General features: G+C 47.2%; 15 protein-coding genes. 5 read left to right on the top strand and 10 right to left on the bottom strand.

Translation table 11 applies throughout. The features are described from left to right. Positions 1-36 precede the first annotated feature (36 nt). Positions 37-4,860 carry an S-layer family protein gene (locus SPSPH_RS05420; RefSeq protein ID WP_338737027.1) on the top strand — a complete coding sequence of 1,608 codons (4,824 nt, stop codon included), beginning with the start codon at positions 37-39 and terminating at the stop codon, positions 4,858-4,860. A 197-nt stretch (positions 4,861-5,057) separates the two neighbouring features. On the opposite strand, the gene pdxK is transcribed toward SPSPH_RS05420, so the two are convergent. Further along, positions 5,058-5,867: a pyridoxine/pyridoxal/pyridoxamine kinase gene (gene pdxK, locus SPSPH_RS05425; protein WP_075753969.1), complete on the bottom strand. Its 810-nt coding sequence runs from the start codon at positions 5,865-5,867 to the stop codon at positions 5,058-5,060. 133 nt (positions 5,868-6,000) lie between these two features. Between pdxK and SPSPH_RS05430 the strand changes: the two genes are divergently transcribed. Continuing rightward, positions 6,001-7,404 (top strand): PLP-dependent aminotransferase family protein, encoded by a 1,404-nt coding sequence (locus tag SPSPH_RS05430; RefSeq protein ID WP_075753971.1) that lies wholly within the window; start codon positions 6,001-6,003, stop codon positions 7,402-7,404. Positions 7,405-7,518: 114 nt separating this feature from the next. Here SPSPH_RS05430 and SPSPH_RS05435 read toward each other — a convergent pair whose 3' ends face one another. From SPSPH_RS05435 to SPSPH_RS05450, 4 genes are all read right to left on the bottom strand, one after another. Beyond that, positions 7,519-8,550, bottom strand: coding sequence for a DnaJ C-terminal domain-containing protein (locus SPSPH_RS05435; RefSeq protein ID WP_075753973.1), 1,032 nt, complete (start codon positions 8,548-8,550; stop codon positions 7,519-7,521). A gap of 38 nt (positions 8,551-8,588) precedes the next feature. Next, on the bottom strand, positions 8,589-10,457 hold the full coding sequence (gene dnaK / locus SPSPH_RS05440; protein WP_075753975.1) for a molecular chaperone DnaK: 1,869 nt from the start codon (positions 10,455-10,457) through the stop codon (positions 8,589-8,591). A gap of 303 nt (positions 10,458-10,760) precedes the next feature. After that, positions 10,761-11,222 carry a peroxiredoxin gene (locus SPSPH_RS05445; RefSeq protein WP_109298225.1) on the bottom strand — a complete coding sequence of 154 codons (462 nt, stop codon included), beginning with the start codon at positions 11,220-11,222 and terminating at the stop codon, positions 10,761-10,763. Between the two features lie 136 nt (positions 11,223-11,358). Beyond that, entirely contained in the window at positions 11,359-13,347 is a 1,989-nt protein-coding gene (locus SPSPH_RS05450; protein ID WP_083945418.1) for a methyl-accepting chemotaxis protein, read from the bottom strand. Between the two features lie 229 nt (positions 13,348-13,576). Here SPSPH_RS05450 and SPSPH_RS05455 point away from each other — a divergent pair, with 229 nt between their 5' ends. Both SPSPH_RS05455 and SPSPH_RS05460 read left to right on the top strand, forming a co-directional pair. Continuing rightward, positions 13,577-14,824: an NAD(P)/FAD-dependent oxidoreductase gene (locus SPSPH_RS05455; protein ID WP_075753979.1), complete on the top strand. Its 1,248-nt coding sequence runs from the start codon at positions 13,577-13,579 to the stop codon at positions 14,822-14,824. A 90-nt stretch (positions 14,825-14,914) separates the two neighbouring features. Beyond that, positions 14,915-15,619, top strand: coding sequence for an aspartate/glutamate racemase family protein (locus SPSPH_RS05460; protein WP_075753981.1), 705 nt, complete (start codon positions 14,915-14,917; stop codon positions 15,617-15,619). A gap of 130 nt (positions 15,620-15,749) precedes the next feature. Here the strand turns inward: SPSPH_RS05460 and SPSPH_RS05465 are convergent, their stop codons facing one another. Next, the gene (locus SPSPH_RS05465; RefSeq protein WP_075753983.1) at positions 15,750-16,658 is read right to left on the bottom strand and encodes a LysR family transcriptional regulator; all 909 of its coding nucleotides are present in this window, start codon (positions 16,656-16,658) and stop codon (positions 15,750-15,752) included. A 172-nt stretch (positions 16,659-16,830) separates the two neighbouring features. Between SPSPH_RS05465 and SPSPH_RS05470 the strand changes: the two genes are divergently transcribed. After that, a complete protein-coding gene (locus SPSPH_RS05470; RefSeq protein ID WP_075753985.1) occupies positions 16,831-17,595 on the top strand; it encodes a sulfite exporter TauE/SafE family protein in 765 nt (254 codons plus the stop codon). A gap of 139 nt (positions 17,596-17,734) precedes the next feature. Here the strand turns inward: SPSPH_RS05470 and SPSPH_RS05475 are convergent, their stop codons facing one another. From SPSPH_RS05475 to SPSPH_RS05490, 4 genes are all read right to left on the bottom strand, one after another. Further along, entirely contained in the window at positions 17,735-18,382 is a 648-nt protein-coding gene (locus SPSPH_RS05475; protein WP_233138665.1) for a TetR/AcrR family transcriptional regulator, read from the bottom strand. Between the two features lie 117 nt (positions 18,383-18,499). Further along, positions 18,500-19,540, bottom strand: coding sequence for an ABC transporter substrate-binding protein (locus tag SPSPH_RS05480; RefSeq protein WP_075753987.1), 1,041 nt, complete (start codon positions 19,538-19,540; stop codon positions 18,500-18,502). 12 nt (positions 19,541-19,552) lie between these two features. Next, positions 19,553-20,329: an ABC transporter ATP-binding protein gene (locus SPSPH_RS05485; protein WP_075753989.1), complete on the bottom strand. Its 777-nt coding sequence runs from the start codon at positions 20,327-20,329 to the stop codon at positions 19,553-19,555. Between the two features lie 11 nt (positions 20,330-20,340). Further along, complete coding sequence (locus tag SPSPH_RS05490; protein WP_075753991.1) at positions 20,341-21,438, bottom strand: FecCD family ABC transporter permease; 1,098 nt, start codon at positions 21,436-21,438, stop codon at positions 20,341-20,343. Between the last annotated feature and the right edge of the window lie 22 nt (positions 21,439-21,460).

Raw genomic sequence — 21,460 nt, forward strand, 5'->3', positions numbered from 1 at the left:
GCAGCTAACAACAGCGTTTCTGATTGGAGGTAAAACATGAAACTGAGTAAATGGGGTAAAGTGTCAGTTATTTCGTTATGTGTAGCTGTGCAGACGCTTTATGTGGTGCCGGCATGGGCGGGCCCAAATGGAAACACTGAAAGTAATGGCGGTAAAGCCGGGCGACCGTATAACTTGGGGTGGACTACTAATAAAAACAACTCGGCAGACGGTGAAGGGGCCAGGGCGGGTAACAGTAAAACGTCTGTACTATTGGGAGGACATAATGAAGATAACCATGCAACCGGCAAGAAGGCTGAAGCAGGGAATGGTGATTATAATAAAGACAATATAGCCACTGGTGATTACGCACGGGCTGGAAACGGGCCTGGTGATGAAGGTGGTCCCAATATCGGCGGAGGCAATACAGGGAACAAAGCCGAAGGAGATTATGCGCAAGCCGGCAATGGTAATTTGAATAAGAATAATGAAGCCGATGGCGACAATGCTCAGGCAGGGAATGGGACTGGCAATGAAGACAACAAAGCAGTTGGCAGTGGAGCAGAAGCGGGCAATGGCGAGTTAGGCTTTAATAAGCAGAACGAGGCCAACGGAACCAATGCGAAGGCAGGCAACGGTACACTAAATGTAGGCAATAAGGCCTCTGGTGATAATGCTCAGGCAGGCAATGGAATTGGTAATGAAAATAACAAAGCAGCAGGCAACGGAGCAGAAGCGGGCAATGGCGAGTTAGGCTTTAATAAGCAGAATGAGGCCAACGGAACCAATGCCAAGGCAGGCAACGGTACACTAAATATAGGCAATAAGGCTTCTGGTGATAATGCTCAGGCAGGAAATGGAATTGGTAATGAAAATAACAAAGCAGCAGGCAACGGAGCAGAAGCGGGCAATGGCGAGTTAGGCTTTAATAAGCAGAATGAGGCCAACGGAACCAATGCCAAGGCAGGCAACGGTACACTAAATATAGGCAATAAGGCTTCTGGTGATAATGCTCAGGCAGGAAATGGAATTGGTAATGAAAATAACAAAGCAGCAGGCAACGGAGCAGAAGCGGGCAATGGCGAGTTAGGCTTTAATAAGCAGAATGAGGCCAACGGAACCAATGCCAAGGCAGGCAACGGTACACTAAATATAGGCAATAAGGCTTCTGGTGATAATGCTCAGGCAGGAAATGGAATTGGTAATGAAAATAACAAAGCAGCAGGCAACGGAGCAGAAGCGGGCAATGGTGAGTTAGGCTTTAATAAGCAGAACGAGGCCAACGGAACCAATGCCAAGGCCGGCAATGGTACACTAAATGTAGGCAATAAGGCCAATGGTGATAATGCTCAGGCAGGGAATGGGATTGGTAATAAAGATAACAAAGCAGCAGGAAACGGAGCAAAAGCCGGTAATGGTATAATCAATACAGGAAACGAAGCCTATGGCGACAATGCCCAAGCAGGGAATGGGATTGGTAATAAAGATAACAAGGCAGCAGGAAACGGAGCAAAAGCCGGTAATGGTATAATCAATACAGGAAACGAAGCCTATGGCGACAATGCCCAAGCAGGGAATGGGATTGGTAATAAAGATAACAAGGCAGCAGGAAACGGAGCAAAAGCCGGTAATGGTATAATCAATACAGGAAACGAAGCCTATGGCGACAATGCCCAAGCAGGGAATGGGATTGGTAATAAAGATAACAAAGCAGCAGGAAACGGAGCGAAGGCTGGCAATGGCATAATCAATACAGGAAACGAAGCCTATGGCGACAATGCCCAGGCGGGGAATGGGATTGGTAATAAAGATAACAAAGCAGCGGGAATCGGAGCAAAAGCCGGTAATGGTATAATCAATGCAGGAAATGAAGCCTATGGTGACAACGCCCAGGCAGGGAATGGGATTGGTAATAAAGATAACAAAGCAGCAGGAAACGGAGCGAAGGCTGGCAATGGCATAATCAATACAGGAAACGAAGCCTATGGCGACAATGCCCAGGCGGGGAATGGGATTGGTAATAAAGATAACAAAGCAGCAGGAAACGGAGCGAAGGCTGGCAATGGCATAATCAATACAGGAAACGAAGCCTATGGCGACAACGCCCAAGCGGGGAATGGGATTGGTAATAAAGATAACAAAGCAGCGGGAATCGGAGCAAAAGCCGGTAATGGTATAATCAATGCAGGAAATGAAGCCTACGGCAATAATGCTCAGGCAGGGAATGGAATCGGCAACGAAAATAATACAGCAGTTGGCAGTGGAGCAAAAGCTGGCAATGGCATAATCAATACAGGAAACGAAGCCTATGGCGACAATGCCCAGGCAGGGAATGGGATTGGTAATAAAGATAACAAGGCAGCAGGAGACGGAGCAAAAGCTGGCAATGGTATAATCAATACAGGAAACGAAGGCTATGGCGACAATGCCCAAGCAGGGAATGGGATTGGTAATAAAGATAACAAGGCAGCAGGAAACGGAGCAAAGGCTGGCAATGGCATAATCAATACAGGAAACGAAGCCTATGGCGACAATGCCCAGGCTGGGAATGGGATTGGTAATAAAGATAACAAAGCAGCAGGAGACGGAGCAAAAGCTGGCAATGGTATAATCAATGCAGGAAATGAAGCCTATGGCACTAATGCTCAAGCAGGCAATGGGATTGGCAACGCTGAAAATACTGCAGTAGGTGTTAATGCAGTAGCAGGCAATGGTGTGCTAAATGATCGGAACCTGGCAAAGGGTCAAAAGGCTGCTGCCGGTAATGGAATTGACAATGATGACAATACAGCTATCGGTCATGGAGTGGCAGCAGGCAATGGTATTGATAACGACAGAAATGTTGCAAAGGGTTATGAAGCAGCCGCCGGCAATGGCATGTTAAATGACCGGAACCAGGCAAAGGGCAAGAATATTGCAGCCGGTAACGGTATTGATAATGACGACAATACAGCTATCGGTTATGAAGCAGCCGCCGGCAACGGTATGTTAAATGACCGGAACCAGGCAAAAGGCAAGAATATTGCAGCCGGTAACGGTATTGATAATGACGACAATACAGCTATCGGTTATGAAGCAGCCGCCGGCAATGGCATGTTAAATGACCGGAACCAGGCAAAGGGCAAAAATGTTGTAGCTGGTAACGGTATTGATAATGACGACAATACCGCAATCGGCCAAAAAGCAGCCGCCGGCAATGGTATGTTAAATGACCGGAACCAGGCAAAAGGCAAGAATGTTGCAGCCGGTAACGGTATTGACAATGATGGTAACACAGCTATCGGTCGTGAAGCAGCAGCAGGCAATGGTGCGCTAAATGACAAGAATATGGCAGTAGGTCACGAAGTAGCGGCCGGTAATGGCTTCGATAACGACAGAAATGTCGCCAAAGGCCATGAGGCAGCCGCCGGCAACGGCATGTTAAATGACCGGAACCAGGCAAAAGGCAAGAATGTTGCAGCTGGTAACGGTATTGACAATGATGGTAACACAGCTATCGGCCATGAAGCGGCAGCAGGCAATGGCGCGTTTAATGACAAGAACAAGGCAATAGGCCATGAAGCAGCTGCCGGTAATGGTAAGAAGAACGATAACAATTTCGCAATTGGCATCGGCGAAAAGCATAATGAAGAGCCGGAGCCTGTTTATGCAACAAAAGGCGAAGCTGGTAAGCAGGAAGGAAACCATAAGGGGAATCGGGCAGACGTTGCCGCCGGTAACGGTTATGATAATAACTGGAATGCGGCAGTAGGTCAAAACGCCTATGCCGGCAACGGCGCATTTAATGATGGCAACCTGGCGATAGGCAGCAAAGTAGCGGCCGGCAATGGCACCGGCAATGATCAAAATGTGGCAGTTGGCTATAAAGCACTTGCTGGTAATGGTTTTGATAATAATCAAAACATAGCTGTGGGTGAAAAAGCAGCCGCCGGCAATGGCGCAAAAAATGATAACAACCTGGCAGTAGGCATAAATAATTACGGTGATGATGAGCAGCCAACCTTCGATAATGAAGCAAAAGCCTTCAGCAGCCAAGTCAATGAGAAAAAACTGGGTAGAAAAGTTAATGCTGCAGCCGGTAACGGCTATGATAACAACGAAAATGCAGCTATTGGTCATCAAACGGCAGCCGGCAACGGCAAGTTCAATGACGGGAACCTGGCAGTTGGTCATGAAGCCGCCGCCGGCAACGGTGAGGGCAATATAGGTAATACGGCAGTTGGCTATCAGGCTCAGGCTGGCAATGGCAAAGGCGGGATAGGCAATACTGCAATCGGTAATCAAGCAAGGGCTTCCGGCTCAAATAGTGTTGCCGTAGGCCATAATTCTGCAACAGGCGGCCGCAGTAATGCCGTCTCTGTTGGGGAAGCCGGTAATGAACGGCAAATTATTAATGTACAAAGTGGTGTTTATCCTACAGATGTTATTAACATGAGCCAGCTTGACCGGCTGGATAGCCGGACCGATAAGGTAGGTGCTATGACAGCGGCTATCTCCGGTTTAGCGCCGTTGGCTTATAAGCCGGATCAGCCCACCCAAGCAGCCTTTGCCTGGGGTACGTATTCCGGCGAGAACGCATTTGCCTTAGGTTTTTACCACTATATCCAACAAGATGTTTTATTGAATGCCGCTTTCTCTTTCTCCGGACATGAGCAGATGGGGCGTTTTGCTTTGTCACTACGCTTTAGTACCGGCAGCAATAAGAAAGATATCGAAACTGAAATCAGTGACCCAGGTACGGTAAAGACAGAAACCGTCGAAGTTGCTGAAATCACTACAACACCTGAACCCTCCGGATTGGTCGAAGCAGCAAGTATAAACAATACCGAAGGAAGCTTAGGGTTTGCCGGAGCCATGCAAGTTGGGGCCGGCGCTGCCTAATCTCTTTTAGCTAAGGTTAGTTATAGATCGTTCAGCTATTTGGACTAATAGACCTAGTAGCTGAACGATCTTTTGCTTGATCCTGCCGGCATGTACTTGTGCCGAGCCTTTGACGGCGTGTTAGAAAAGAAAAATACCTTGAACTCAGGCTGGGTAGAGTTCAAGGTATCTAATGACAGCGAAATTAAGTTAAAGCCTTACTTGTTCAGACGATGGGCGGCATGATAAGTCGGTCCGACATAAGCATTCAGCGGGAATGAGGCCTGGATGGCGGCGGTAATGAATTCTTTTGCTTGTTTAACGGCCTCGTGCACAGGCAAGCCCTTGGCCAGTCCGGCGGTGATCGCCGATGCGTAGGTGCAGCCGGCGCCATGAGTGTAAGTTGTATTGAATTTCGGGGAACGCAGGATGGTACATTCGTTGCCATCGTACAATACATCGACAGCATCCGGGGTGTCGATTTTGGCTCCGCCTTTTATTAGTACATTCTTGGGACCCAACTTGTGTATTTCGACAGCGGCAGCCTTCATATCCTCAACAGAACGAATGGAACGAATGCCGCTTAACTGGGTGGCTTCAAAAATATTAGGTGTTATGAGGCGAGCGCGGGGGGCCAGTATTTCGCGCAGGCCAATCGTTGTTTCCGGGTGGAGAACCTCATCGGTGCCTTTGCAGGCCATAACCGGGTCAATTACGACATTGTTAACCCCATATTTATCAATTTTTTTGGCGACAAGCGAGATGACTTCGGTAGTTGCCAGCATGCCTGTTTTCAAGGCATCAATGCCAATTCCGCCAAGTACGGTTTCCATTTGCGCTTCCAGTACTTCCAGCGGCAGGGGATAGATATCATGGGACCAGTTATTGTTTGGGTTTTGTGAAACAATGACAGTGATGGCAGTCATGCCATATACGCCTAGCTCCTGAAAGGTTTTTAAGTCTGCTTGCAGTCCTGCGCCGCCGCTTGTATCTGAACCGGCTACGGCAAGTGCCTTGAATATTCTCATAAGTAACTCCCCTTTGGTTTATGTGTATTTGTAAATATAGCTTTCAAAAAATATAGTTGTATTATAAAATAAAAATGAACCTTTTAAAATATACAGAATAGATAACTTTGATAGGTACAGTTTGGAGGATGTCATGGATGTAATTATGCTTGACTTTACTAGCAAAGCCCCCCTGTATATGCAGCTATATCACTACTTTAAGCAGGAAATTGAACAAAACCGCTTGCACGAAGGGGAGAAGCTGCCATCTATCCGGGGACTGTCGGCGAGTCTTTCGGTGAGTAAAATAACTGTGGAAAAAGCGTATCAACAGCTGATGAGCGAGGGCTATATTTTAAATTGCAATCGTTCGCGCTATCTGGTGAACAAGTTTGATGGCATTAGTATCAAAAAAAGTACCGGCTTCATCCCTGAGCGTGAGGTTGACAGGCAGCCGCCGGCAGAGTGCAACATAGTATATGATTTTGCCAGTGGCGGGATGGACATTGATGGCTTTGATTTTTCTTTGTGGAAACGCTATATCAACAAAGTGTTTTTAAACAAAGAACGCCTTGTCGGGTACGGGCATATTCAAGGCGAGCCGGAGCTGCGCCGGGAGATTGCAGCCTATATCCGTAATTCAAGAGGTGTCTATACCTATCCGGAGCAAATTATCATCGGTCCCGGGGTGCAAAGTTTGTTAAATACTCTTTGCAGTTTATTGAAGTCGGAAACCAATAGTATTGCCTTTGAAGACCCGGGTTTTAAAAATGGCAGACGCATTTTTGCCAATTATTCGTATAACATCATTGCCATACCGATGCGCAAAGACGGCATTGATATGGACAGTTTGCTGGGCAGTGGGGCGAAGCTTGTTTATGTAAGCCCGTCACACCAATTTCCTACCGGTTATATTATGCCTGTTGGTAAAAGAACACAATTGTTGAATTGGGCTGAGCGGGTAAATGGTATTATTATCGAAGATGATTATGACAGTGAGTTTCGCTATTACGGGCGTCCGATTCCGGCGTTAAAAGGCCTTGATAACAAGGAAACCGTAGTATATCTGGGGTCCTTATCCAAGATAATACCGCCATCCATCCGTGTCAGCTATATGGTGCTGCCGGAGAAGCTGCTTGCCGTTTTTCAGCAAAACGCGGCATTATACAACCAGGCGGCTTCAACCATTGAGCAGCTCGCACTGGCTCAATTTATGGCAGATGGCTGTTTAGAGCGTCAAATCCGGCGGTTGCGTAAATTATATTATGGAAAAAAATTAATACTGGTAGAGGCAGTCAAGAACATTTTAGGCAATCATGTGGAATTTGAGGGAAGTGATTCCGGGCTTCATACCATTTTGCACGTCAAATCGGAACTAAAAGCCGGGCAATTGGTGGAACGGGCGCTGGCAAAAGGCTGTCGGGTGGCTTCTGTTCAAGATTATTATTTGCAGAATACACCGGAAAACACGTCACGTATCCTCCTTTATTTCTCGAAAATTCCTGCCGGTGAAATAGAACCCGCGGTTAAGCTGCTAAAAGCTGCGTGGTTTGGGTAGTATGCAGCGGCAGCTAAAAAGACCAAGCCGCTCACCCGGCGCAAACGCGGGACAGGAGAGTGGCTTGGTCGGTGGCTGGACAAGAGCCTGATGCAGATTTTGAATCGCGGGGGCTTATGAAGCTATTCCCGCTTGATCTGTATTGACAGCGGTTGTTTTGGTTTCCCGTATTTTCCGGTAAAGTGCCTTTTCAGCTTCTGACAGTTCGCGGGGGATATCGATACGGATTTTTATATACAGGTCGCCAACCCCCTGTTTTTTCGGCAGGCCTTTATTTTTTACCCGGAGTCTTTGACCGGTGTGAGTACCTGGCTGCACTTTAAGCTGGACTGAACCATGCGGTGTGGTAACATTGATGGTGTCGCCCAGGACGGCTTGCTCAGGCTGAAGCGTGAGATCGGTTTCCACATCACTGCCCTGTATTTGCCAGACAGGATGGGGAGCAACCTGGATTTGCAGGTAGAGGTCGCCTGCAGGGGCTGCGCCATAGCCTTGGCCGCCTAAGCCTTTCAGTCGCAATGATGCCCCGGGATAGAGTCCGGCAGGAATTTTTACTTTAACTGTTTTGCTGCCTGCCATAGCGCCTGTACCGCCGCAGGCCTGACAGAGGCCGCGTTGGCTGAAGCGCCGCCCTTCGCACGCGGTGCAGACGGTGGAGGCTGCCAGGTGCAGTTCCTTTTCCGCTCCCCGGAGGAGCTCCTCTATCGCCAAACTTATTTCTGCCTGGACATCTTCGCCTTTGCTGTTCCTTTGCCGTGTACGGCTTTCATAGTGCTGTTTGGCCGCAAAATCCTGACCAAACAGGCTGGAAAAGAAATGGCTGAATTCAAAGCCATTGGGATCAAAGTCGGCATTTCCCTGATAGGTATAGGTACGGGCAGCACCCTGAGCGGGGTCAAAAGGGAATTCATCGCCTGAGCGCCAATTCATGCCTAATTGATCATACTTGGCCCGCTTATCAGGGTCTCCCAACACTTCATAAGCTTCATTGATGAGCTTGAATTGTTCTTCCGCAGCGGCCTTGGCATCGCCTTGATGAAGATCAGGGTGATGCTGGCGGGCCAGTTTGCGGTAGGCTTGCTTGATTTCTTTTTCCGAGGCGGTTTTGGCAACCCCCAGTGTTTCGTAATAATCAATATATTTCATAACCCATCACCCCTTTTGCTTCATTAATAGTCGACGGTTTACTCGTACTCAACGTCGATGATGTCATCCTCTGGTTTGCCTTGTTTGCCGGTAGTACCTTGCTGTTGCCCGGCAGCATCAGGCTGCCACTGAGAGGCCTGGCTGTAGGCTTGCTCTAACTCAGCTTTGAGTTGATGCAGCTTATTGCTGTCAAGGCTGTCTTCACCGGCTTGCTTGGCGGCTTCGAGGGCGGCAGTCAGGCGTCCGCCGATATGGGCCGGCAGTGTAGCTCCTTTTTCTGTTATCAGGTTTTGCGCCTGATAGGACAGGGAATCCAATTCATTTTTTAATTCCGCATATTGGCGGCGGTTTTTATCTTCGGCTGCATATTGTTTGGCATCAGCCACCATGCGGTCAATATCGGCTTTATCCAGGTTGCTGGAACCGCTGATGGTGATGGATTGCTCCTTGCCGGTGGCCTTGTCCTGGGCACTGACGGTGAGAATCCCATTGGCGTCAATGTCGAAGGTGACTTCTATTTGTGGCAGCCCGCGAGCTGCCGGGGGGATACCGGTTAATTTGAAACGGCCCAGGGTACGGTTGTCACCGGCCATTTCCCGTTCGCCCTGCAGCACATGAATCTCTACGTCGGCCTGATTATCCTCGGCAGTGCTGAAGCTTTGGCTGCGGCGGGCGGGAATGGTCGTATTGCGTTCGATAATCCTGGTCATTACTCCGCCCAGGGTTTCCACACCCAAGGATAAGGGGGTAACGTCCAGCAGCACGACATCCTTAAGGTCGCCGCTTAAGACAGCACCTTGAATAGCCGCGCCCACGGCTACGACTTCGTCAGGATTGACGCTTTGGTTGGGGGTTTTGCCTGTCAGTTGTTTGACTAATTGCTGTACTGCCAGGATACGGGTGGAACCGCCCACCAGGATGATTTCATCGATATCGCCGGCTGTTAGTTTGGCGTCAGCCAGCGCTTTTTCTACCGGAATACGGCAGCGTTCTACCAGGCTGCGGGTGATTTCATCAAATTTAGCCCGGGTGATTTTGGCATCCAGGTGCTTTGGACCGCCGGCATCGGCGGTGATGAAGGGCAGATTGACGGTTGTTTCGGTAACGGCAGATAATTCAATTTTAGCCTTTTCGGCTGCTTCGGTCAGACGCTGCAAGGCTTGTTTGTCCTGCAGCAGATCAATACCGTTATTTTTCTTGAATTCACCTGCCAGCCACTCGACAACTGCTTTATCGAAGTCGTCGCCTCCCAGGTGGGTATCACCGTTGGTGGCTTTTACTTCAAATACGCCATCGCCAACATCCAGAATGGATACGTCAAAGGTTCCGCCACCCAGGTCAAAAACCAAAATGGTTTCGTTCTTTTTCTTATCCAAACCATAAGCCAGCGCTGCGGCGGTAGGTTCATTGATGATTCTCAGCACATTAAGGCCGGCAACCCGTCCGGCGTCTTTGGTGGCCTGGCGCTGGGCATCGTTAAAATAAGCAGGAACTGTGATAACGGCATCGGTTAGCTTTTCACCCAGATATTTGCTGGCGTCATCTACCAGTTTGCGCAGTACCTGGGCTGAGATTTCTTCCGGTGCATATTGTTTATCGTCCACCAGGAACTTGACGGTATTCTCAGAACCCTGAACTATTTTGTAGGGAACTAATGTCATTTCAGCATCGACTTCATCGAAGCGGCGGCCGATGAAGCGTTTTACCGAATAAAATGTTTTTGCCGGATTTAAGACAGCCTGACGTTTGGCTAATTGACCGACAAGACGTTCGTTATCGCGAAAGGCGACAACCGAGGGAGTCGTCCGGGCGCCTTCGGCATTGACAATAACCTCAGGACGGCCTCCTTCCAATACAGCAATACAAGAATTGGTAGTACCTAAATCAATGCCAACTACTTTTCCCATAATACACGCCTCCTCTTTATTAAAAATTGCGGGATAGTACCTTAGCTCTAAATCCATATTACCAGATAGACGTTATTAAGAGAAAAACGAAAAAAGTTCAAAAATACCCGCTTAGCAGCAATTTAGCCATTTTAGCGATATGATGGTGAATTTTCACAGGCAGGCTAATTATTTTGACCTTTCTTGACTTTTTGACCTTTTGACTTTGTGCTTTGCCTGCCGGGAGAGGGGGACCGAGACGACAAAAGACGCGGCAGCAAGTGTTGTTGCTTGCTGTCGCGTCTTTATACTGTTAAATACTTATTACGCTTTTTTGACTTGTTCCAATACTTCCGCTATATCCGGCAGTTCGGGAATGGGATAAATCTTGACCCAAAGGACTTTGCCGTCCTCACCGACAAGTACATTTGCCCGTTCCGAGAAGCCTTCCTGTTGACGGAAGAGACCGTATTTCTGGGCAATTTCGCCGTGGGGCCAAAAATCAGCCAATAGCTTTACCGTAGCAATCCCTAATTCTTTGGCCCAGGCATTCTTGCACGGATAGGAATCAATGCTTAAGCCGAGCGGAACGGTGTTATTGCTCTCGAATTCTGCCAAATTGGCTTCTAATGCTTTCATTTGTTCGGCACAAACACTTGTCCAGGCAAGAGGATGCCAGGAGAGCAGCACTTTTTTGCCTTTATAGTCTGTCAGGCGAATTTCTTCTCCACGGTTGTCTTTCAGAAGAAAATCGGGTGCATAATCGCCAACCTTAATTCTGTCCACTGCAATCGCCTCCACATATGTTTTAAATTTACCTATTATATAATTTAACAAAACTCACCTAAAAATCCTTCTTTTACAACACAGTCAGGAGAATTTTACAGGGAATATTTTAATGGGTATACAGCCGGCTGCCCGCTTATATACGGAATTTGCCAATGGCTTCCTGTAATTCTGCAGCCATGTTGCTGAGATTTTGACTTGATGAAGCGATTTCCTGCATGGCTGCCGACTGCTCCTCAGTAGCTGCCGATACGGTCTGGGCTTCATCGGTCATGGTGTTGGTCAAAGCTGCAATATTTTCGACTGCTGCTACAATTTGCTGGCTGCCACCTTCGGTATGCTGGATGGCGACGGTAATTTCCTTTACTTGTTGTGAAAGCTCAGCAATCATATCAATGATTTTTTGGAATGCAGTACCTGCTTCATTTACCACAATGGTGCAGGTTTTAACCTTGCTGTTGCCGGAATTCATGGTCTGCACTGCTTTGTCGGTTTCATTCTGAATATCTCGAATCAGTGCTTCAATCTGTTTGGCAGCCACTTGGGACTGTTCGGCCAATTTGCGGACTTCCTCGGCAACTACCGCAAAACCGCGTCCTTGTTCGCCGGCGCGTGCAGCTTCAATGGCTGCGTTCAGAGCAAGGAGATTGGTTTGACCGGCTATACCGGAAATGGTATTTACGATCTGGCCGATTTCTTTAGATCGTTCTCCCAACTCGGTCACTTCTTTTGCTGTCGAGTTCACTGTTGCCTCGAGTTCTGTCATTTGATTTACCGCGTTTTGGATGGCTATGCCACCTTCCTGGGCGGTTACCGCAGTCAGTGCTGATTGCTCTGAAACTGCACCGGCATTTGCTGCTATCGAGGAAACATTTTCAGACATTCGGGTTACTATTCCGGAGGCTGAATCTACTACGAGGCGCTGTTGTTCGGCGCTTTGCGCCACTTCGGTTATGGAGGAGGCTACCTGATTAGCGGCCTGGGCTGATTGTTCAGAACTGGCATTCAGTTGTTCAGAGGAGGCTGCAACCAGTTCTGCGTTGCCTTGTATTTGACGGATCAGCTGTGTTAAGTTGAGAACCATGGTATTGAAGGCATCTGCCAGTAGACCTAACTCATCTTTTGAAGTTGCTTCCAGTCTTTTAATGGTTAAATCGCCTTTAGCAACCTGATTGGCGGCAGCGACAAGGGCAAGAATGGGTTTGGTGGCAATGGTTGAAAGATAGAAAGCTGCCGCACCTGTTAATGCTATCAACAGTAAGCCAATAAAGGAAGTTTGAATGGCTCCATTTATGCTGCTGGCATTGATAACATGGTATGGAACTTCGGTGCAGATCAGCCAGCCGGATTTCTCATTTTTAACATAGCTTATCAGCAGCTTTTGGTCATTTATCGTAACTTCTTCGGAACCGCTTTGGCCTGACAGACCGTTTTTAGCAAAGCTATAGCTGGAAAAATCAGTGCGTTCTTCCGGCTTTTGCATATTTTTGGTGGGATGTGCCAGCAGTTTTCCGTCCTGGTCCAGGATAAAAGCGGTAACTTCATCATTAGACAACGTCTTAACAAAGTCGTTTAATACGGCAAGCTCAACCGTCCCCTGGATAACCCCTGTTACATTATTGTTGAAAAAATCCCGTATCGGGGCAGCCAGTACTGCGATAAGATGCCCGTTGTCCTTACTTACAAGAACTTCTGATATTACCTCTGGCTGGCCTTGCATACCCAGTTTGAAGAAATTGCGGTCAGAAACATTTGTTAGCGGTCCGTCATCACTTCTTGCAACTTGGGTTCCCGAAGCACCGGTAACAATCATCAGCGCAAGTTCCGGGTATACCTTTACCGCATCTGTAACCAGAGTTTTAATTTCTTTCGGGTCACGCGAACCATAGGCGCGAATCGAGGGATTGGTCGCCATGACTTTAACCCCAAATAGATTTTTATTAATAAAACTGTCTACTTTCTCGTGAACAACTTCCGCCCGTTTTAAATTTTCCGCCATCGCGTTTTGTTCCGCGAGCTGTATGGAATTGTTTAAGCTAATACAAGTGAAAATGATAAGAGGTATTGCACTTGCCAATAATAATAAGAACGTCAGTTTTTTTCTAATATTCAAAAATATCTCCATCCTTTACAACAATATGCCTGGACATCTCGTGAATTATATTTGGCAAATAAAACCATATACCTCCGGAATATATTGATGAATAGTATGAATTTATTGACAATATGGCACATATTGATACAACAGTACCTGTTCTGGCAATTTTTTAATTTATGGCAGGAGTTTTGCTGTTCATATGGGAAATAGTATTAATTTACAAGCACTTACTATCTGGAAATGTAGAGGTATCGTTATGACAATAAAGACAAAGCGTGTAATTGTTGTCGGCGGTGGCGCTGCCGGGATGCTGGCGGCCATTTCAGCAAGCCGGCAGGGGGCCGGTGTGACAATATTGGAGCGCAATCCCCGTGTCGGGAAGAAACTATTAACAACAGGAAATGGGCGGTGTAATTTTACCAACATCTATGCCGATAGCACCCGTTACTATGGTACTAATCCCGATTTTGCCCAAACCGGACTGGCAAAATTCAGCATTCAGGCAACAATTGCCTTTTTTGAAGAATTAGGAATTGCCCACAAGGTGGAGGATGGCGGCAAGGTGTTCCCGATGTCAGATCAGGCGTCCAGTGTTTTGGATGTATTAAGACATGAGCTCAATGAACGGGCGGTCACTATTAACTGTGATGCGTATGTCGGAGAAATAAGAAAACAGCAAGGAACCTTTACCATTACCCTGGAAAGCGGAGCGACATTGCAGGCAGATAGCGTCATCCTGGCTGCCGGAGGGAAGGCAATGCCCTCTACCGGTTCGGATGGTAATGGCTTTTTGTTGGCAGAAAAACTGGGACACACTGTTATCAATGCGTTTCCCGGGCTTGTGCAACTTAAGCTGGAAGGACCTTTTTTCAAACAAATTGATGGAGTTAAGTTTGTCGGTACTGTGGAAATTTTACATAATGGCAAATCGGCAGCCAAAGACCGGGGCGATATTTTATTTGGCAACTATGGTGTCTCCGGTCCGCCGGTATTACAGGTGAGCAGAACAGCAGCACAGCTTCTTCATGAGAAAAAGGCAGTTCAATTAAAAATTACTATGTTGGACACCATTTCCCCGGATAATCTCAAAAAGCTGCTGGCAGCACGCTTCGACCGGCAATCCAGTAAAACAATTGAATTTAGTTTAGTTGGGTTGATCAATAAAAGGCTTATCCCTGTAATACTGAAGGAAGCCGGTATTGAGGAGATAAAGCGTCCTGTTGCCAGCCTGTCTGCCCGGGAACAGGAAAAAATCATGGGAATACTGACAGATTGGCGCTTCACGGTGACAGGTACAAAAGGCTGGCCTTGCGCCCAGGTAACCGCAGGTGGTGTTGCCACTGACGAGATTAATCCCTATACTATGGAATCGAACCTGGTAAAAGGTTTGTTTTTTGCCGGTGAAATTATGGATATCGACGGACAGTGCGGGGGGTTCAACCTTCAATGGGCATGGTCTTCCGGTTTTATTGCCGGACAGAATGCGGCTCTCGAAAATAATTAATCGCTACAATGTTTTTGCTATTTATTCTGCTGAAAACACACCAACCAATATTGCAGCTTACTATTGAATGAAGGCTTTAGGTGAAAGCTGATGGGGGGAGATAATGTGCTGACAGTAGGGATATTAGGCGGCATGGGTCCGATGGCGACAGTTGATTTATTTGCTAAGATTGTCGAGTGTACGCCAGCTGCCTGTGATCAGGATCATATCAAAATCATAGTGTATAACAATCCTCAGATACCTTCGCGGATCGAGGCGATCCTAAATGGCAGCAGGAGCCCTGCCGGAGCACTTATTGATTCGGCCCGGTTCCTGGAAAACGCGGGGGCAAACCTTCTGGTCATGCCGTGCAATACCGCGCATTATTGGTATCAGGATATTCAGGCGGCAATTACTATCAAACTGATCAATATGATTGAGAATACGGCTAATGCTGTAGCTTCCCGGGAAAATAGCGGAGATATTGTGCTGTTTGCCTCTGCCGGCACAGTTCAAACCGCACTGTATCAAAAAGCATTTCTGGCTAAAAACATTTCCTTGCTCATCCCGAAACCTGACGAGCAGCAGATTATATCCCTGGCAATAACGGCGGCAAAGGCGGGACAGCTGGAAAATAACCCGTATCTCGGTCAACTTGACGAAATAATGTTTGCCTACCAACAGGCAGGGGCCAATTCCTTTATCGGCGGCTGTACCGAAATTCCACTCTTATTTAAATATAGCAGCAGGGAGTGCTGCCGAATTGACCCAACACGGCTGTTGGCTCAGGAAGTTGTACGGCAGGCTTTACTGTGAAGCCTGTCCGGCGGTGCTGAGCGATGTTGCGGCAATAAGAAAAACCCTTAGACATATAAGAGAAAGAGCATTGCGTTTTAGCAATGCTCTTTCTTTAGGATCGCACCGGGCAAAGTTAGCTTTCTTCCGGTTACCGATGTTTAATTTGGTTCAGGTAGTCAAATTGCGTGTATAGCTCGGCGGCAAAAGCTTCAAAAATAGCTAACGCTTCTTTGGTACTGGATTTAGCCATTTTGTGAGTTAATTTATAACATATCCGGTCAGGCGGGGGATCGGTAAGCTTTTGAATGGTGTATTTGCTGGTTGCTGCTGCGGATTGGGCAATAGATAGGGGAACAATGGCCCACTGGTGTGCCGTCCGCAGTAAGGGCAATACCATGGGACCGTTGCTTACCTGAATGTGAGGCGGTTTGAGCGGGTCCCACCATTTGCTATGCCAGATCTGATAGGTTGGAAACCATTCATGGTATAATTCATCACTTGGATTTAGCTGTTCGGGATGAATGTACTGAACAGCCTGATGCTCCGGCAGGGCTAAACGCAGGACGACCATAGGCTCTGCAAAAAAAGGTGATAACTCGATATTTTTTATCAGCCTTTCCTGCAGGACAAACGCAATGTCAATCGTGCGCTGCTCCAGTAAATCATACAGTTCGGTTGAATTTTTGGTATAAATATGCAAGCGCATGGCAGGATGCTGACTAATGATCTTCTGATAAACATTAGGCAGTAAATATGTGCTGACACTGTCGACAGAACCAATTGCCAGTGATAAGCTGGTACGTGATTTTAGCGATTGGGTTTCCAGCAGCAGATGCATCCATTTTTCCGCCACCTGAATGAAATCTTCACCGGCAGGAGTAAGGGTGACGGTTTTTAGGCCTTTTCGCCGTTCCACCAGCACCAGGCCGAGCTCCCGCTCGAGATTCTTGAGGCGGTGGCTTACGGAGGATTGGGATAAGTGCAGAAATTCAGCCGCTTTTGTTAAACTTTGATTGGCAACGATGGCGAGAAATGCTTGAATGTCATCAATATTCATGATCTTTGTCCTTTTGCCCGAATATTAAAGTTTTGCATGTTATTAATGAAATTAATTCGTTTTACTTAAGTATAAGCACTGGCTATAATGAACTCAAGAGGCGGCACTTGCCATTTTTTTATTTTTTACATAAGTTGAAGCAATTGTGCATGGAAAATAGGAGGTCAATAGTATGGATAGTATTAGTATGGAAATGATTAGCTTTTTACTGGTAGCAGGTTTTGTCGGGGCATTTATCGACTCGGTTGTTGGCGGCGGCGGTTTAATCTCCATGCCGGCACTGATGATGACCGGCTTACCGCCCAGTGTTGTATTAGGGACCAATAAGCTTGCCGCCATATGCTGTTCTGCGACAAGCAGCATATCCTTTTTGCGCTCAGGCAAGATGGATCTTGGTTTAATTAAGTATCTGTTTCCGGTGTCTTTACTTGGTTCCATCCTGGGAGCGTACACGGTAAGACTGATTCCGCCCGAATTTTTAAAACCGTTAGTTGTGGTCATGCTGATTTTGGTAGCCATTTATACAGTGTTTAAAAAGGACTGGGGTGATACCTCTACTTATCAGGGGGTAAATCAAAAAGTGGGTATCTTGAGCGGCTGTGCTGCTTTTGTGCTGGGTTTTTATGACGGTTTTTTCGGACCGGGGACAGGCTCCTTCTTAATCTTTGTATTCTTGATGCTGGGCTTTGACTTTGTTGTGGCTGCCGGCAATGCCAAGGCGCTCAATATGGCGAGCAATCTTGGTGCACTCGCAACTTTTCTGGTGTTTGGTTCAGTCAATTTTGTATATGGTTTTACCATGGGCATTGCGATGATTATTGGTGCGATTGCCGGTTCAAAATTTGCCATTGCCAAAGGTGCTGCCTATGTTAAGCCTTTATTTATATCTGTGACAACACTGTTGGTTGGAAAACAATTATGGGATCTTTTACCATAAACCAAATGATAAGAAATAGCAGGGGACAGGTTCAGTGTTGGACGAAACACCGGCCTGTCCCTTGTTTTATCTGATGACTAAGATTCAGCTGGGATTAAAACCCCAGCTGAATCAAGTTTCCATGTATCTCTTGTTGTTGCTAAATAACTTGAGGTTCATCTAAATGAATGCTGCCGGGGGAGGCTCCAAACAAAGTCTCTAACATTTTTTCGGCAATTGTTAATTTGGCTCTCAAAATTTGGGGATTGGACTCGTGGCCAAACTCCAGAGGTGAACTTGCTTCCAGCAGTGCGGCCATAACACCGCCAAAAAAACAGAGGGTTTCATCTATGTGAATAACATGAGTCACTCCGGCCTGGTTGCATTGCTCAAGAATGTGTGACAAAAGCGGATTGGTTATGGTAATGGTTTGGCGCCATAATTTATTGATTAACAACCCTTGTTTTTCTTTATACAACACCTTGCTGATTAATCCCGGTTCGCCAAGGTAGCTCAACCGGTAAAAGCGATTAATAAAAAATTGAAGTTTTTCTAAAATATTGTCAGGCTTAAACGCCTGAATTTCAGCTATCATATTTTGCACATGACTAATCAGGATAGCTTCCAAAATGGCCTCTTTTGAAGGGAAATAATAGTAAAAGGTTCCTTGCGCCACATTGACGTGTTTGACAATGTCCTGCACAGTCGTTTTTTGATATCCGTTGGCAAGAAAGAGTTCCAGTGCTGTGTCCATTAACTCAGCCTGGCGCACCTGAGGATCTTTGGTAACTCTAGAAATAGGAAACACTCCCCTTATTTTAACTGACTGACATCAGTTAAAATATTAAAATAAAAAGAAAATATTGTCAATCATCTTTTTATTAAAAGCTAGTGGTCTGTCTACGCTTTTTGCGTAGACAGACCACTAGTCAAAGCATTCCGGATATAATGTTTTGGCGATTTTTTCCACAACATCTATTATACGTACTCCGCCGTTATTTACACTAAAGAAAGGGACATTGATGATATTCCCCTGCTCAATGGCCCGCATACTTTGCAGTTCCCGGATGCCTTTCAGGTGAGTTATCGCTTCCTGATCGGTAAGATCTTTGGCAGCATCTTTCCTATTGACGGATACGAAGAGGATGAAATCGGGGTCGTGGGACAATACTTCTTCGGCACCGACGATAGCTGTCAGCGTGTCGCCGATGTGTTGGCCGCCGGCACTGGCAATCAGCGAGCTGACAAGATAGCTGCTGTCATACAGGGAAAACTTGCCGTCTAAATGATCCTGCAAGACCAAGACGGTTTTCTTTTGCGGGATGTTCCGTACTGCTGCCTCTACGCGGGCAACACGCTGCCGGCAGTCCTGGATATATTGATTGGCCTGATCCGGTATGCCAAAAATTTTACCGATATCGGCAATATAAGTGTAGACGTTATTTTCCAGCAGGGGCTTTGTTTGGCGTAAGGTACTGGGGACAATGAAGGTTGCCACGCCCCGTGTATGCCAGCTTTGTATATCGCCAAAGACATTTTCACTGAAGTGGTGGGGCCAGCCAATCACCATGTCAGGTTCCAGGTCCAGTATTTCCTCCCGGGAGGGGGCATACTGGGCCTGCAAAATTTTTGTTTTGGCATATTTTTCTCTCAATCGCTCCAACGGAGGGCCATAGGGTGCGACTGTAGCCAGGATACGGTCTTCGAGGCCTAATTCCAGCAGGAGTTCGGTTGCGCCCGGATGAGTAACGACCACACGGGTGGGAATCTGGCGGTATGTATATTCCACCAGGTTCCCGGCGGCATCAAAATTAGTAATGGTCACAGACGGGTAGCCTGTGCCGGTGGAAATAACAGGCAGACCTTTCGACGGATCTGGCGGCAGGGTGCCGCAGCCTGTGAGCGATAATGCGAGTAAACAGCTTATCAGTAGGAAGTTGATGTTTCTATTCAGCCTTATCGGCATTGCTCTATCTCCTTATGCATACCGGTGGGTAGGATAGTACGTTATCGACAAATAGCCGGTATCGGGGTTTTCCCGGATGTCACAATCAATTTCATACACATCCCGTACCAGACCGGGAGTCAAGACTTCTTTGGGAGAGCCATGGGCAATCAGCTTGCCGTCCTGCATCACATAAAGTTTGTCACAGTACATGGCAGCCAGGCTGAGGTCATGCAAAGCCGCAAGAATTCCAATTCCCAGTGATTTTACAATGGTAAGCAGCTGCAGTTGATACTTGATATCCAGATGATTGGTCGGTTCGTCCAGAACCAGTATCTCGGGCTGTTGTGCCAGCGCCCGGGCAAGAGTAACCCGTTGCTTTTCTCCGCCGGAAAGTGTTGAGAAACTACGGTCGGCATAGTGCTCCATACCTACTTTGCGGATTGCCTCCAGTGTAAGTTCATAATCGGAACGGTTATTGGTACCAAGGAAGCTCTTATGAGGTGTTCGTCCCATCATTACCATATCAAACACGGTAAAATCAAAATTTATGTTATTAAACTGTCCGACTACAGCCATCTTTTTGGCCGATTCCGCCAGTTTGACTTTTTTGTAGTCATTACCGTCCAAGAGAATGGTGCCGGTTGTCGGTTGGATTACCCGGTAGATGGTACGCAACAGGGTAGATTTGCCGCTGCCGTTTGGGCCGATAATCCCAACAAATTGCCCTTTTTTAGCATCTAGTGAGACATCCTGGATGATGTTTTTTTGGCAAAGGGTCACATTGATATTCTTCAGTGATAAATCCATGCCGATCCCCCCTACTTATTAGAAAATCCAAGCGAATTCTTAAATAAAACATACATGAAAAAAGGTGCGCCGATCAGTGCGGTAATAATGCCAATCGGCAGTTCGCCTGATGGCAGCGCTGTTCGCGCCAGCACATCTGCCCAAATGAGGAAGAGTGCTCCTGTCAGCATGGCAGATGGTAAGAGCCGTCTATGATCAGAACCCACAAACCCACGGACAATATGGGGTATGATTAAGCCGACAAAGCCGATTACCCCACAGGAGGAAACAATCAGGCCGGTGAGCAGGGCGGTAACAAGAATGATATTTCGCCGCACAGTTTGTAACGTAATGCCTAAGGTGGTGGCAGCTTCTTCGCCAAGCAGCAGGGCATTGAGATTACGCGACTGTGCCAGGAGGAATATAGAACCTAACAGTACACCCAGGCCTGGGAGCAATATATTGTTCCATTTGGCGGCAGCCAGTGAACCCATTGTCCAGAACGTTACCGTGCGGATGCCTTCAGCGCTGCTGGCAATGTAGATAATAAAGCTGGAAAAGGCACTAAATAACGCATTGGCGATAGTGCCGGCCAACACCATTTTGACTGTGGATACCTGACTGCCGATACCTGATAGTACCATGACCAACAAAGAGGCAGCCAGTGCTCCAATGAAAGCCCAAAAGGCGGTTGGCAAGCCGGAAAATATGCCGGACGCGTTAAGCAGGATAGAAAAGGTGGCACCAAGTGAAGCTCCGGCCGATATGCCCAAAATATAAGGATCAGCCAGTGGATTTTGCACCGAAGATTGCATGGCAGTGCCGCACATAGCCAGCCCGGCTCCGGTAATAACAGCCATAAGGATGCGGGGAAACCGGATTTCCCAGATGATGTCCAGATGAGCGCGTGATGCCTGGGCAGCAATATCGCCAATATTCATGTGGAACATTTTGAACAAAATAATCTTTAAGGCCGCTTCGGGGGCAATTTTTACCGTTCCAAAACAAACCGCCAGCAGCACTGATACTAGAACGCCGGTTATCAGTACTGTTGTCCAGCCGAGAAAAACTTGTTTTTTGCGGATAACTGCATCAAAGGGAAAGGGTTGCCGAGAGGGTACTTGCATCATGTGAGCTGGTCTCCTATTCGTT

The organism is Sporomusa sphaeroides DSM 2875 (genome assembly GCF_001941975.2).
Classification (GTDB): domain Bacteria; phylum Bacillota; class Negativicutes; order Sporomusales; family Sporomusaceae; genus Sporomusa; species Sporomusa sphaeroides.